The organism is Acidovorax sp. LjRoot204 (genome assembly GCF_056175785.1).
Window position 1 is genome coordinate 15,689 of the sequence record NZ_JBGFFF010000049.1, and the last position, 14,171, is coordinate 29,859.

The 14,171-nt window shown below is 65.8% G+C and carries 9 protein-coding genes; 1 reads left to right on the forward strand and 8 read right to left on the reverse strand.

Annotated features, from left to right (window positions below):
* Window positions 1-129 precede the first annotated feature (129 nt).
* The 8 genes from AC04MI_RS11100 to mutS all read right to left on the reverse strand — a co-directional run bounded on the left by AC04MI_RS11100 (window position 130) and on the right by mutS (window position 12,616).
* Window positions 130-1,926 carry a diguanylate cyclase domain-containing protein gene (locus tag AC04MI_RS11100; protein WP_436077830.1) on the reverse strand — a complete coding sequence of 599 codons (1,797 nt, stop codon included), beginning with the start codon at window positions 1,924-1,926 and terminating at the stop codon, window positions 130-132.
* The gene (locus tag AC04MI_RS11105; RefSeq protein WP_436077886.1) at window positions 1,923-3,713 is read right to left on the reverse strand and encodes a diguanylate cyclase domain-containing protein; all 1,791 of its coding nucleotides are present in this window, start codon (window positions 3,711-3,713) and stop codon (window positions 1,923-1,925) included. The genes AC04MI_RS11100 and AC04MI_RS11105 overlap by 4 nt, the downstream gene beginning before the upstream one ends.
* A gap of 5 nt (window positions 3,714-3,718) precedes the next feature.
* Window positions 3,719-5,479, reverse strand: a complete 1,761-nt coding sequence (locus AC04MI_RS11110) for a diguanylate cyclase domain-containing protein (RefSeq protein ID WP_436077887.1) — start codon at window positions 5,477-5,479, stop codon at window positions 3,719-3,721.
* 38 nt (window positions 5,480-5,517) lie between these two features.
* Window positions 5,518-7,041: an oxygenase MpaB family protein gene (locus tag AC04MI_RS11115; RefSeq protein ID WP_099730864.1), complete on the reverse strand. Its 1,524-nt coding sequence runs from the start codon at window positions 7,039-7,041 to the stop codon at window positions 5,518-5,520.
* Entirely contained in the window at window positions 7,038-7,859 is an 822-nt protein-coding gene (locus tag AC04MI_RS11120; protein ID WP_099730863.1) for a carotenoid biosynthesis protein, read from the reverse strand. The genes AC04MI_RS11115 and AC04MI_RS11120 overlap by 4 nt, the downstream gene beginning before the upstream one ends.
* Before the next feature lie 174 nt (window positions 7,860-8,033).
* Complete coding sequence (locus tag AC04MI_RS11125) at window positions 8,034-8,855, reverse strand: alpha/beta fold hydrolase (protein ID WP_056067102.1); 822 nt, start codon at window positions 8,853-8,855, stop codon at window positions 8,034-8,036.
* Between the two features lie 81 nt (window positions 8,856-8,936).
* Window positions 8,937-9,764 carry a proteasome-type protease gene (locus AC04MI_RS11130; RefSeq protein WP_476497799.1) on the reverse strand — a complete coding sequence of 276 codons (828 nt, stop codon included), beginning with the start codon at window positions 9,762-9,764 and terminating at the stop codon, window positions 8,937-8,939.
* Between the two features lie 233 nt (window positions 9,765-9,997).
* Window positions 9,998-12,616 carry a DNA mismatch repair protein MutS gene (gene mutS, locus AC04MI_RS11135; RefSeq protein ID WP_476497800.1) on the reverse strand — a complete coding sequence of 873 codons (2,619 nt, stop codon included), beginning with the start codon at window positions 12,614-12,616 and terminating at the stop codon, window positions 9,998-10,000.
* 199 nt (window positions 12,617-12,815) lie between these two features.
* Here mutS and AC04MI_RS11140 point away from each other — a divergent pair.
* Window positions 12,816-14,171: PAS domain-containing protein (locus tag AC04MI_RS11140; RefSeq protein WP_476497801.1), on the forward strand; the 1,356-nt coding region annotated here is incomplete at its 3' end.

Sequence of the window (14,171 nt, forward strand, 5' to 3'; positions counted from 1 at the left end):
GCGAGCGATCCTTCAGGAAGTTGCGAAGCCCCGGGTGTACCGGAGCAGGAGCGCTTTGACCAGAGGGAAATGGCAGGCGTGTCTTTCAGCCCGCTGCTGGGCAGCCACCTCTGGATCGTGAAAACGATCTCAGGACGAGGACAGCGCGAGGTCGCCCGTGTTGCGCCGCAGGCAGAACTTGCCGCCCTGTTTGCCGCTGTACATGGCGGCATCGGCCAGCTTGAGCAGGCCAATGGCGTCGGTGCTGTCGTGCGGGGCGATGGCATACCCAATGGTCAGACCGATCTCCACCTGCACGTTGTTCAGCGAAAACGGTGAGCGGAATGCATCCAGCAGCTTGTGGCCCAGCTCTTGCGCCTGCTGCAGGCTGTGCAGCTGTCCAGCCATCACCACGAACTCGTCGCCCCCCAGGCGAGCCACCAGGTCACTTTGGCGAACATGGCCTTGCAGGCGCCGGGTCACGGCCACGAGCAGCTCGTCGCCCACGTCGTGGCCATGCTGATCGTTGACGGGCTTGAATCCGTCGAGGTCCATCACGTACACAGCCAGCATTTTTTCTGCGCTACAGCGCGACAGGGCCGATGCGAGCGAGATATTGAGCCCGCGCCGGTTGGGCAGGCCGGTGAGCGGATCGGTGTGGGCGAGTGAGCGCATCACGTCGCGCTCGCGGTTGGCGTCCAGTGCCTCCAGCCGCAATGCCTTGGTGCGCAAGCCCAGCACACGCATGAACAGCAGCATGTCCAGCGTGGCGCCAAACTGGAACGAGTGCAAGGTCCAGAAGTTCACCGGCACCCAACCCTGGATCACGCCAATGACCGTGGCGGTGGCCAAAAAATACAACAGCCAGGCGAGCAGCAGGGTGGAGCCCACCGGGTCGCCCAGCCTTGCGCGGCGTACCGCCCCCGGAATGCCCATGAGCGCTGGCACCAGCCCCAGGATGCTGACGATGCCTGTCACTGCGCGGGTGCTGAGCAGGTCCAGTGCATACAGCGCAGCCAGCACCACGCACAGCACCGCGCCGCCACGCATGCTGCGCAGCAGCCAGCTGCGGGGTCTGTCACCCGCCAATGCCTGGCTGATGAAGAGAAAGGAGCCGCAGGTGGCAGTGAGCGCAGCCAGACTGGCTGCATGCAACTCCACCCACGGCATATCGCGCCACAGGTACTGCGTGCCCAGGCCGAACAGGTGAAGCGAAAATAGCAGGCTGCCCGTGATGAGCAGTGCGTACTGGATGAACAGCACGTCGCGCAGATTGAGCCACTGCGCCAGGCTGTAGATCAGCAGGCACAGCGCCAGCCCGGTAAGGATGCCTTGCAGCATCTGCTCGTTCAGAGCCTTGCTGTGCCAGGTGGTGGGCTTGTTCAGTGTGATGGGCAGCACCATTGCACCCCGGGTCTCCACGCGCAGCAGCAGGTCGTAGGTGTGTCCGGGCAACATGGCCAGGGGCAGTGCATGGGTGCGGCTGCGCAGCGGGCGCTGGGTGTAAGGCTGCAGGCTGCCCAGCGTGGCCTGCTGGGTCACATGGCCGTCTGCAGCCAGGTACACCTCGATGCGTTGCAGCACGGGATAGTCGATGTCCAGCACCCACAGGCCGTTGGATGTCACGGGCACGGTGACCGGGGTGCGCACCCACACCGGCTCTGCCCGCACGCCCAGGGTGCCGCTGGTGCCGGGTGGGGCCTGAAAGCGTGACAACTCCGCAAGGACATCATTCACGAGCAGGGTGCCGGAAGGGTCTGGCAGCACAGTGACGGCGGGCCAGGCCTCGATGGAAAGCAGGTCATCCCGCAGATCGAGGGGGGCGGCCCGCGCACTGGTCGGTAGGGCGGCCAGCAGAAGACACAGTGCCGACAGCAGGCAGGCCACTCGCCACCAGTTGGCAAGAACCGGGCGATGCACAAACCCACTCAAGCGCGTGTACGTCATGAGGCCAGCGCCAGTTCGCCCGGGTTGCGGCGGATGCAGTGTTTGCCGCTCTCCTTGCCTGTATACATGGCTGCATCCGCGAGCCGGACCAAGTGCTGTGCATCGTCACTGTCCAGCGGTGCCAGCGCGTAGCCGATGGTCAGGCCCACCTGGATGGAGAGGTGGCTCAGCCGGAACGGCTTTTCAAATGCATGCAGCAAGGCCCGCCCCAGTTCCTGGGCTTGTTCGGGGGTGGCCAGTTCGCGCGCCATGACAATGAATTCGTCTCCGCCCAGCCTTGCCACCAGGTCGGTGTGCTGTCGCACATTGGCCTCCAGCCGGTGGCCCACCGCCACCAGCAGGTCGTCGCCCACATCGTGGCCGTAGGTGTCGTTGACCGGTTTGAAACCGTCCAGGTCCATCAGGTAGAGCGCTACCAGCCGTTGGGGGCTGGCCTGCGCCAGCGCCGATTGCAGCGCCATTTGCATGCCGCGGCGGTTGCACAGCCCGGTCAGTGAGTCTGTGTAGGCCAGCGAGCGCATGGTGTCGCGCTCGCGCAGCGCTTCAGAGGCCGCGTGGCGCAAGGCGGCAGAGCGTTGACCCAGCACCCGCAGGAACAGCAGCATGTCGGCGGCGGCGCCGAGCTGGAAGGAGTGCAGCGTCCAGAAGTTGACCGGCAGCAGGCCTTGCACCAGGCACACCATGGTCACGGCCGCCGTGAAGTACGCAACCCAGGCCGCGAGCAACGTGGTGCTGACGGAGTCCCCCCGGCGTGCCCGCGCTATGGCGATGGGCAGGCTGATGAGAGAGGGTAGGGGGCCCAGGACGCTGATGATGGCGGTGGTGGTCCGGGTGTTGATCAGATCGACCAGGAAGGCCGCGAGCAGCACCAGGCTCAGCACTGCTCCCGCCTGCATCACCCTCAGGAACCGGCTGTGTGGCATGTGGCCCATCAGCGCATGGCCCATGAACAGGAACGAGCCCGCAATGGCCAGCAGCCCCGCCGCCCCTGCTGCGTGAACTTCGATCCAGAGCCGGTCGCTCCAGAGGAACTGGGTGCCAACGCCGAAGAACTGCAGCGAGAACCCGGCACTGCCCACCACCAGCATGCAGTAGTAGAGGAACAGCTTTTCGCGCTGGCTGACCCACTGGGTGAAGCTGTAGACCACCAGGCACAGGGCCAGCCCGGCCAGCACGCCCTGGAACATCTGCTCACGCAGCGACCGGTGCACCAGGTAGGGTGCCTTGCTCAGGGTGATGGGCACGATCATCGCGCCCGAGGTTTGTACCCGGATCAGCAGTTCATAGGGAGTGTCGGCCGCCAGGTCCAGCGTCATCGCTGGGGTGCGGCCCCTCAGCGGGCGCTCGGAATAGGGGCGCAGGTTGCCCAGCGCAGCGTGTTGAGTCAGCCGGCCTTGCTGGGTCAGGTAGATGTCGACTTCGTTGAGCACCGCAAAATCGATGTTCACGATCCATTCATTGCCCGACGCCACGCGCGACATCAGCGGCACGCGCAGCCAGATGGCCTCCTTGCGCACACCCAGGCTGCCGCCACGGCTGGGGGGCTCTGCAAAGTCAGGCAAGCGTTCCAGTGCGTCTTGCACGCCCCATTGCAAAGATGGGTCGGCCAGCAACGTGGCCACCGACCACACGTTCACCGGGCGGGCATCGGCTGGCAGCACGAGCGGGCCGGGTTCAGCGGCCCGCGCAGTGGGCAGAGCCAGCACCTGCCACAGTGCCAGCACCAGCAGCCACAGCAGGGGGTGCCAGGGTGTCGGCCGACTGGGGAGCAGGGCGTTGCAATTCATCGTCGTCATGCCAGTGCTGCCGTGGCGGGGATGCGCCGCACCGAGTGCTTGCCGCCTTGTTTGCCCGCGTACATCGCGGCGTCTGCATGCCGCAGCAAGCCCTGCGGGTCGTCACTGTCGAGGGGGGCCAGCGCGTACCCGATGGTCAGGCCCACCTGGATGCGCAGATGGCTCAGCGTAAAAGGGTGCTCAAAGGCCCGCAGGAGCGAGCGGCCCAGGTCCTCCGCCTGCTCGGGCGTGGCCAGGTCGCGGGCCATGATGATGAATTCGTCACCGCCGAGCCGGGCGACCAGGTCGGTCTGGTGCCGCACATTGGCCAGGAGGCGGTGGCCCACGGCCACCAGCAGGTCGTCGCCCACATCGTGGCCGTGCGCGTCGTTGACAGGCTTGAACCCATCCAGGTCCATCAAGTAGACCGCTACCAGCCTTTGGGGTGAACAGTGGGCCAGCGCGGCGTGCAATGCGTGCTGCAGGCCGCGCCGGTTGCTCAGGCCGGTGAGCGGATCGGTGTTGGCCAGTGACTGCATCAGATCCCGCTCGCGCATGGCCTCCTGGGCCTGCGCCTGGGCCGCGCGGGCGCGCAGGCCCATCACGCGGAAGAACAGCAGCATGTCCAGCGTGGCGCCAATCTGGAACGAGTGCAGTGTCCAGAAATTGGCAGGAATCCAGCCTTGCACCAGGCACACCATCGTTCCGGCGGCCACGCCAAAGGCGATCCACGCCACCAGCAGGGTGGCGCCAATGGGGTCTTTGTGCCGCATTCGCGCCATGGCGGCAGGCAGGCTGATGAGCGAGGGCAGTGCCCCCGCCAGACTCATGAAGGCAATGGCAAGGGGCACGGTCAACCAGCCCACTACCAACGCGATACAGACCGCTGCGGTGACTGCCGCGCCCAACCGCATGGTGCGCGCATACCGGCTGCCAGGAGTGTCGCCGGCCAGCGTGTGGCCCAGGAATAGAAACGATCCCGCCAGCGCCATCAGCCCTGCTGCCGGTCCCGAATACCGGTCCATCCACGGGTTATCGGGCCACAGATACTGCGGGCCGACGCCAAAGAACTGCAGCGAAAAGCCCGCACTGCCCAGCACCACCAACGCATAAAAGCCGAACATGCGATCACGCTGCGTGGCCCACTGGATCAGGCTGTACGCGAAGAGGCAGAAGGCCAGCCCGTTGAGCAGGCCCTGCAGCATCTGCTCGCGCAGGGCCTGGCGCAGGTGAATGGGCATTTCGCTGACCGTGATGGGCAGAATCAGCGGGCCGGTGGCCTGGACCCGTATCAGCAGGTCGTAACGTTGCCCCGGCTGCAGGTCAAAGGCCATCGCAGGCGTGCGGCCAGTCAGCTGCGCTGGATCGGACTGGCGTGCTCGGGCCTGCTGGAGCAGCTTGCCACCCCGGGCCAGGTACAAATCGGCCCTGAGCGAGCTGTAGCCAATGTTGACCACCCACGGGGTGCGCGGCGCCTCGGGCGCAACCAGGGGGATATGCAGCCACATGGCCGCCTTGTGTACGCCCAGCGAGTTGTTGCTCCGTGCTGGAGTCTTGAACTCGTCCAGGCGGTCCAGCATGTCCTGTACCGAGAGCTCGTAGGTGGGGTCGGCCTTGAGGGTGATGGCCTCCCAGGCATCCACCTGCGGCCTGTCCTGTGCGAGCACCAAGGGTTCGCCCGCCTGTGCGCTCCGGGGCAAGGTTGCAGCCAGGAGTACCAGCAGACACAGCACCCACGTTGCCACGCCGCAACACATGCACCGCAAGCGGGCCAGCATCGGAAGGTTGCGCGGCAGCGGTTGCATTGGCGTGGTGGCTAGGGCGATGTGGCTTGCTGTGCCTGGCCTGTCTGGCCCGCCTGCGCGGGCTTTGCCTTGCCAGCCAGGCCCCGGCTCCAGCTGCCAGAGGTGGTCAGCCGATCCTCGATGCGGTTGAGCCAGCCGGGGGCATGGGGGTCGTCGCTCCAGCTGTGCACCACGGTGTCCACCTGGTTGAGCAGTTCGGTGGGCAGTTGCAGCGGGCGCGTCTGGCTCATCAGCACCCGGCTCATGAAGTGGTAGCCAAGCGCCCGCGTGAGCATGCGCACGATCGAAAAACGCGGCAGCAGCAAACCCACCACCGCATCGATGGCGCGGGCCAGCAGCAGAACGCACCAGAACAGCAGGGCCGACAGCCAGGGCACGGGCTGGTTCAACCCCAGGTCCTCGGCGGTTTCTCGCCCGCACAGGTAGCGGGTCATGAGCTGCGGGAAGGGCTTGACGACGCGCCAGGGCAGCGCGTTGGCCATGGTCTGCATCAGGGCCTGCCCCAGGGCCGGGCGCGGGTCGGGCGTGACCGGCTCTGCGCGGCCACGGGCCTGCATCAGTGCCATCAGTGCATCGCCCTGCGCCATCGTTTCCACCATCAGGGAGCGGTCGATGCCAAGCACGTGACCCACCACGTTCCAGGCGTGCAGGTAGGCTTCTTCGTCCCCGGGCGGCAGACCGAGACCCAGCCGACGCATGCTGCGCAGGAACACGTAGCCGAAGGTCAGCAGCGTGTAGGCCAGCTCCTCCTGGTTGCAGGGCAGACCTTTGGCGGCCAGGTTCCAGCCACGTGCATACAGGGTCTGGTACATCACGGACCGGCCGCCACCAGCGGGGGCTGCGCGTGGCACGACCAGGCCGTCTCCGCCGGCCTTCCATTGCGCGATTGCATGTTCGGGGCTGCCGTGCAGGATGAGATTGCGCACCGTGGCGTGGATCAATCGCACCTTGAGCACCTGTGCCACACCGGCACCCCGTGGGCTGAGGCCTCCGTGCAGCATCACCGGGAAGATCATGGCCGCTGTGGAACGGATGCGGTATTCGGTGTTCTGTTCCAGCTGGCCGGTCGTGTGCAACACGCTCGACAGGTCCGGGACCACATAACACTCGGGCAGGCTTGCACAGAACAGCAGGATGCAAGACAGCGCACCGTGGTCCATGAAGAGTTTTTCGGCGCGCTCGATCTTGCGGGCATCGGCCCAGGGCGGCAGCACCTGCGCCGCCTGCACATAGTCGTTGAGCGCCTTGGCCATCTCGGCGGTCACATAGCCTTTGGCGGCCTTGTCACCATCCCCCACCTGCACCGGGCCTTCGGTTGCCTGCCAGGTGGCCAGCGTGGCGTTGTCGGTCCACTGGCTGAACAGCAGGTTCACCGTGTTGATGTGCGCCCATTGCGGAGCGTCGGCGGCGACGTCGCCGGGGGGCCAGGGCCCAAGGATCCTGGCAATCGTAGCGTCGGCCAGAGGGTCGGCGTGGTGCTGCATGGGTGCCAGATCGGCAGCTGGCAGCAGAGGGTTGTGGGGCTTGCTGGTCATGCCGCGACCTTACCCGGTGCGCGCCAGCGTTGGAAGCCCGCCAGCGCGCAGAGCAGCGGAATCCCCATGGCAAAGGCTGCAATGGTCCGGATTTCCACCGGGCTGCCCAGAATCATCTGGAACACCATGCCAGCCGCGTAGATGGTCAGCGGCACCATGGCGTGGCGTCGCAGGAAGGGGCTGGCGGGTTGCAAGGGGAGCTGGCGCACCGACATGCGAAAGCTGAAGATGATCACAAAGGCCACGAACACCCAGCCGAAAAAGCCCTGCACGGTTTCGCCAAACCAGGCCCCATCGGTCTTGGCCATGATCCACGCCTTGAGGGTGTACACAAAGTAGGGGTCTGCGCCCAGGTCGAACGCGGTCACGATCATGGCCGCCAGAAATGACAGCATGGCGGCATTGCCCAGGCCAGGAGCGCCGTCCACCGCCGATTGCCAGACGATGAGGTTGCTGATCACATAGCCCGCATACGTCAGTGCAAACCACATCATCGGAATGACCAGTGGCACGTCCAGCAGACGGGGGCCCAGCACATCGGTGTAGGTGTAGTGCCCGAAGAACCAGCCCCGGCTGGAGCCCATCTGTTCGGCAAACCAGCCCAGGCTGACCGCGATCAACACAAACTGCAGGGCAGCGCGGGTGCCCAGCAGATGCGCTGCACTGGTCCAGCAGCAGGCAAACATCAGCACTGAGGCGATGACGATGGCGATGGTGGTGTCATTGTGGGTGCGCACCGCTGTTGCGATGACAAAGGCGGCCAGCAAGGCAAAGCTGAGCGCGGGCAGGCGCCCGGCCGTCGGGGGCTGTGCAGACATGTCGGGTGTATCACGCTGTAACAATTTCACCAGTGTAGGGGATTGGCGCGGCGTGTGTGTCCCCTGTTTGCCCTGATCCGGGGGCGGTGTGGGGCGTTTTTTCGCGCCCTACGGTCCGAATTTGGTGGTAAGGCGGAACGCAGGCGACCCTGCGCGGGGATCTGCCAGTACGACTTAAGTCTGGCGGGGCGTGAGCATGGCCAGGTTGAGCAGCGCTGCTTCAATGGCTGCTGCAGTGGCCACGGGCTGCTCCATGGGAAACAGGTGGCTGCCGTCCAGCATCATGGTGCGGCCCTCGGTGACACGCAGCGTCATGGCCATGCCGACCTGCTTCATCTCGTCGGAATCGCGTCCGCCGATGAAGGCGGCCGGGCACTGCAGCGGGTGCTTGCTGAGCAGGCGGCCCAGGTTGTGCGGCAGGGTGTTGTAGATGGCGGTTTCCACCGCGCGGTCAAAGCCCAGCACCCGCTTGCCGTCCTGGTCTTGCAGGCCGTGGGTGATGTAATCGTGCAACACATCGGGGTGCCAGCGTGCAAAAGCCTTCTTCTTGCGAAAGTGCTCCAGCGCCTCTTCGTTGCTGGCCCAGCTGAACCGCCGCTGGCGGCTCACCCGGCCCGGCGATATCGAACCCACCACCTGGGTGCGCTTGGCCACGCTGACCACGTTGGCCTTCCAGCCGCCAATGAGGGGCGAGTCGATCAGCAGTACGCCGCGCACCAGTTCGGGGTGGCGGGCGGCGGCCATCACGCTCAGAAAGCCGCCCAGCGAATGTCCCACCAGAAACACCGGCTGGCCCAGGCGCTGCACCTGCACCGTTGCAAAGTCGGCCAGCTGCTGCACCAGGTGTGGCCAGTTGCTGGTCACCGGGTACTGCGGGTCGTGGCCATAGCGTTCGACCGCGCTGACTTCAAAACCCCGGGTCTTGAGGTGCTTGAACAGCACGCGGTAGGTGCTGGCCGGAAAACTGTTGGCGTGCGAGAAAACGATGGGGAGCATGGAGGGCATGGCGGGGTGGCAGGGCCGGGCTGCAGGCGCGCACGCGGCCGGGTGCCGTGGGATGCGCTGGCCTGCAGGGCGTCAGATCAGCCGGTCGGTATGGTTGGTGATCTTCTTGAGTGGCTTGCTGCGCGCCGGGCTGACCATGATCGGCACCTCGGTAGCGCCGCCGGTCCAGGCGGGGTCYTCGATGCTGTCGAACACCTSGCGCAGCTTYTGKCCCCAGCTGTYGTGCAGCATCCGAAAGTACGGGTTGTTCTCGTCGATGCAGATGACCTTGTCGGTGGCAAAGCGGTCCACCTCGTACACCACCAGGTCCAGCGGCAGGCCGACCGACAGGTTGGACTTGAGCGTGCTGTCCATCGACACCAGCGCGCACTTGGCAGCCTCGTCCAGCGGGGTCTCGGGCGTGAGCACGCGGTCGAGCACGGGTTTGCCGTATTTGGATTCGCCAACCTGGAAGTACGGTGTTTCGGATGTGGCCTCGATGAAGTTGCCTGCCGAGTACACCTGGAACAGGCGCATGCCCTCGCCCTTGATCTGGCCGCCAAACACCATGGACACATTGAAGTCCACGCCAGAGCGCTTGAGGGCTGCGCCGTCGCGCTCGTGCACGTGGCGCACGGCGGCGCCGAGCACGCGGGCGGCGTCGAACATGCTTTTGGCATTCCAGATGGTGATGGCTTCGCCCGACTCGCCGTCCTTGATCTGCTCGGTCTGCAAGATCTCTCGCACCGATTGCGAGATGGACAGGTTGCCCGCCGACAGCAGCACCATGAAGCGGTCACCCGCCTTCTCGTAGACCATCATCTTGCGAAATGAGCTGATCTGGTCCAGGCCGGCATTGGTGCGGGAATCGGACAGGAAAACCAGCCCGGCGTTGAGTTTGATGGCGACGCAGTACGTCATGGAGCAATGGGGGTTGTTGTTTGGAGGTAACCCGCGAGTTTAGTCGCCTGTGGCATGGGCGGCCTGTGTGCCCTGCAGGCGGCCCCCAGCTGTTGCGGGGTGCGGATATTCAAAATTGATAGCAATCAGGGCATATAGCACTAGCGCCTGATGCCCCTGGGACTCAAAAATGCGCTGGCGGTGTGCCCAGAGCCCGGTCAGCAGCCTGCAGCGCAGCCGGGGTAGGCGTCGCTTCAGCCTGCCATCTTCTTGAGCTGGTACAGCGCATCCAGCGCTTCGCGCGGGCTCAGGGTGTCGGGGTTGATGCCTGCAAGCGCGGCCTCGAGAGGGCTGGCGCCCGCGCTCTCGGGCACCTCGGGCGCGGCGAACAGGTCCACTTGCAACTCATCCTCGCCCGCGCGCTCTTCCAGCGCTGCCAGCGCATGGCGGGCGTGGTGCAGCACGGGCGATGGCATGCCCGCCAGCTTGGCCACCTGAATCCCGTAGCTGCGACTGGCCGGGCCGGGCTGGATCTCGTGCAGGAACACGATGTCGGTGCCGGACTCGGTGGCGCTCACATGCATGTTGATCGCGTGGCGCGCTTTGGCTGGCAGCTCGGTCAACTCGAAATAGTGCGTGGCAAACAGCGTGAAGGCGCGGGTCTTGTCGTGCAGGTGGGTGGCAATACCGCTGGCTAGCGCCAGGCCGTCGAACGTGCTGGTGCCCCGGCCGATCTCGTCCATCAGCACCAGGCTGTGGGGCGTGGCGGCGTGCAATATCTGTGCGGCCTCGGTCATCTCCAGCATGAAGGTGGACTGCGCATTGGCCAGATCGTCGGCCGCGCCGATGCGGGTGTGGATGGCGTCGATGGGCCCCAGGCGGCAGCTCGCGGCGGGCACACGGCTGCCCATGCTGGCGAGCAGCACGATGAGCGCGACCTGGCGCATGTAGGTCGATTTACCGCCCATGTTGGGGCCGGTGATGATCTGCATGCGCGTGTTGGCGTTCAGGCGCGTGTGGTTGGCGATGAAACTGCCGCTCGATGTCTCGGCCAGTCGCGCCTCCACCACCGGGTGGCGGCCGCCCTCGATCTCGATGCAGGGCTCGGGCACGAACTGCGGCGCGCACCAGTGGAGGGTGAGCGAGCGTTCGGCCAGCGTGCACAGCACATCCAGCGTGGCCAGGGCCTGGGCCAGGCGGGTCAGCTGCGGGATGTGGGGCTGCAGCTGGTCCAGGATCTGCTCGTACAGCCATTTCTCGCGGGCCAGGGCGCGCTCGTTGGCCGACAGGGCCTTGTCTTCAAACGCCTTGAGYTCGGGCGTGATGAAGCGCTCGGCRTTCTTCAGCGTCTGGCGGCGGCGGTAGTCATCAGGCACCTTCTCGACATGGCTGCTTGTGACCTCGATGTAGAAGCCGTGCACCTTGTTGAACTGCACGCGCAGGTTGGGGATGCCGGTGCGGGCTTTCTCACGGGTTTCCAGGTCCAGCAGGAAGGCGTCGCAGTTGGTCTGGATGGCGCGCAGCTCGTCCAGCTCGGTGTCGWRGCCGKTGGCGATCACGCCGCCGTCGCGCACCAGCGCGGCGGGCTCTTCGGCAATCGCGGTCTGCAGCAGTGCCATGCAACCCTCGGGTGGTTGCAGGTGGCTGAAAATCTGCATCAAAAATGGCTCTGGTGCCCTTCCGTTCAGCGCAAGCAGCTCTGATTTTTGTAGCGTTTTGCCCAGCGCGACCAGCTCGCGCGGGCGCACCTGACGCAGCGCAATGCGGGCGGTGATGCGTTCCACATCACTCACGCCCTTGAGTTCGCCGCGCAGCGTGGACCAGGGGCCCGCGCCGCCGCCTGCGCCGCCCGCGCCCCGCAAGGCCGTGGTGGCCGAGAGGCGCTGGCGTGCCTCGGCGCGGTCGCGGCGCGGCTCCAGCAGCCAGGTCTTGAGCAGKCGGCTGCCCATGCCSGTCATGCAGGTGTCGAGCAGCGAGAACAGCGTGGGTGCATCGTCACCACGCAGGGTCTTGACCAGCTCCAGGTTGCGGCGCGTGGTGGCGGGCAGGTCGATGAGGTCGTCGTTGCGCTGCACCTGCACGCTGTGCACGTGGGTGAGGGTGCGGCCCTGCGTGTGCTCGGCGTAGGTCAGCAGCCCGGCAGCGGCGGCGTGGGCCTCGCCCAATTCGTGTGCACCCCAGGCCTGGAGGCTGGCCGCGCCCAGGTTTTCGAGCAGCTTGCGCTCGCCCAGGGCACTGTCGAACTGCCAGTCGGGTCGCAGACTCATGGGGCAGGTGAAGGCGCCGCCTTGGCGCAGCACCTGCAGTTGTTGTTCAAAGCGCTCGGTCACGCCTGCGCTGTAGATCAGTTCGCTGGGCGCCACGCGGGCCAGCCAGGCGCCCAGTTCGTCGTGCGCACATTCGGCCAGGTACACGCGGCCCTGCGTCACGCTCAGCCACGCCAAACCACAGCGCGCGCGGGGCGCCTGGTGCACGGCCATCAGCAGCGATTCGGATTTGTCGGACAGCAGTTCAGTGTCGGTCAGCGTGCCGGGTGTGACCACGCGCACCACCTTGCGCTCCACCGGGCCCTTGTTGGCGCCCACTTCGCCCACCTGCTCGGCAATCGCCACCGACTCGCCCATCTTGATCAGGCGCGCCAGATAGTTCTCCAGAGCGTGGAAGGGCACACCGGCCATCACCACCGGCTGGCCGCCCGACTGGCCGCGCTGTGTGAGCGTGATGTCGAGCAGGCGCGCGGCCTTCTCGGCGTCCTGCCAGAAGACCTCGTAGAAGTCGCCCATGCGGTAGAACAGAAGCGTCTCGGGGTACCCGGCCTTGAGGGCCAGGTACTGCTGCATCATGGGTGTGTGGTGTTCGAGCGTGTCGGACATGCAGGGGGTGGCAGGAATGAGGCGTGGACTGTAGCAGTTCGATCATCGGGTTTCCCCCTGGGCAATTCCACTGCGTTCTGCCAAGATGTTACGTTTTGACATACTCTTGGCTGTATGCTGGCAGCTTGACCCTGAACGGAGCCACCCTCCGTCGAGAGTTGGTGTTTCAACCCCAGGATTCAGAGGCTTCAGAGCGACCGTGATTTCGTCCGAACTGTTGACCGACCTCCTCGCCCCTGCCGGGGAAGGCCTCATTGAGCCCATGGCGCAGGCGCGCCTTCAAGCGCTGGTGGACGCGGTGCCGRTGGCGCTCATGGAGTTTCGTCTGCAAGACGGCCGCCTGCTGCTGCTGGCCGCCAACGCGGCGGCACGGCGCATGCCAGGGTTGGGAGCGGTACGGCATCCGGGCGTGGATGCGTCCGAGGTGTTTGACCTGCTGGCCAACACGCCGCTGCTGGACCAGTTGCTCGGCGTGGTGCGCGTGGGGGCTCCGCTGGAGTGCCGCCAGGTGGTGCGCGAGCCCGGTCGGCTGTTGCTGGCCTGGGACTTGTCGGCCCGCCGCGTGACCAATGACTGCATCGTTGTCACGGTGCGCGATGCCTCTGAAGCCGAAAATCTGCGGGTATCACTGGCCGCATCCGAGCGTGCGCTGGAAGAAGTGCGGCGCGAGTTGCGCGAGCAGACCGACGTGTTCAACACCATGGAGAGCCTGGCGCGCACTGGCCATTGGCGGCGCATTGAAGACCCGGGCGAAACGGTGCTGCTCTGGTCGCCCGGGCTGTGCAACATCGCCGGGTTTGAGCAGCAGGAATGGGTGGACCCGGAGCGCGCGGTGAGTGGCATCCTGCCGGAAGACCGGCACGTGTTCGACAAGATCCGAGAACGGGGATCTGGCCTGGATGTGGAGTACCGCTGGCGCCGGCCAGATGGCGAAGTGCGCTGGATGCGTTCGCGGGTTCAACGCACGCTGCCGCGCGATGGCGTGCAGGTCGTCATGGGGGTGGTGCAGGATGTGACGGACGAGCACCGCGCTGCGGAGCAATTGCGTGAACAACTCTTGTTCATTCAGCGCATTGCCAGCCGCATCCCCGGCTTCATCTACGAATACCGGCTGCATACCGATGGTGGCACCAGCGTGCAGTACATCAGCGATGCCGTGCGCGAATTCATGGGCGTGGAGCCACATGAGGTCACGGCCGACCACGGCGTGCTCATGCACCGCGTGGTGCCTGAAGACCTGCCGCTGGTGCAGCGCTCGGCCATGATGTCGGTGCGCAAGCTGGTGCCCTGGCAGTGCGAATACCGTGTGCGGATGAATGACGGGAGCGTGCGCTGGCACATGACCAACGCCATTCCACACCGCGAGGCCGATGGCTCGGTGGTGTCCCATGGCTTCACCATGGACATCACCGATCGCAAGCTGGCCGAACAAGAGATCGAACGCCTGGCGTTCTACGACGCGCTCACGGGTCTGCCCAACCGCCGCCTGCTGCTGGACCGCCTGCAACGCTCCATCGCCGCCTGCCAGCGCACCAGGAACCTCGGGGCCCTGCTG

What these genes read in the sequence shown, in the direction of transcription:
- AC04MI_RS11100 (WP_436077830.1), bottom strand. Translation starts at nt 1,926, where the DNA reads ATGACGTACACGCGCTTGAGTGGGTTTGTGCATCGCCCGGTTCTTGCC.
- AC04MI_RS11105 (WP_436077886.1), bottom strand. Translation starts at nt 3,713, where the DNA reads ATGAATTGCAACGCCCTGCTCCCCAGTCGGCCGACACCCTGGCACCCC.
- AC04MI_RS11110 (WP_436077887.1), bottom strand. Translation starts at nt 5,479, where the DNA reads ATGCTGGCCCGCTTGCGGTGCATGTGTTGCGGCGTGGCAACGTGGGTG.
- AC04MI_RS11125 (WP_056067102.1), bottom strand. Translation starts at nt 8,855, where the DNA reads ATGCTCCCCATCGTTTTCTCGCACGCCAACAGTTTTCCGGCCAGCACC.
- AC04MI_RS11120 (WP_099730863.1), bottom strand. Translation starts at nt 7,859, where the DNA reads ATGTCTGCACAGCCCCCGACGGCCGGGCGCCTGCCCGCGCTCAGCTTT.
- AC04MI_RS11115 (WP_099730864.1), bottom strand. Translation starts at nt 7,041, where the DNA reads ATGACCAGCAAGCCCCACAACCCTCTGCTGCCAGCTGCCGATCTGGCA.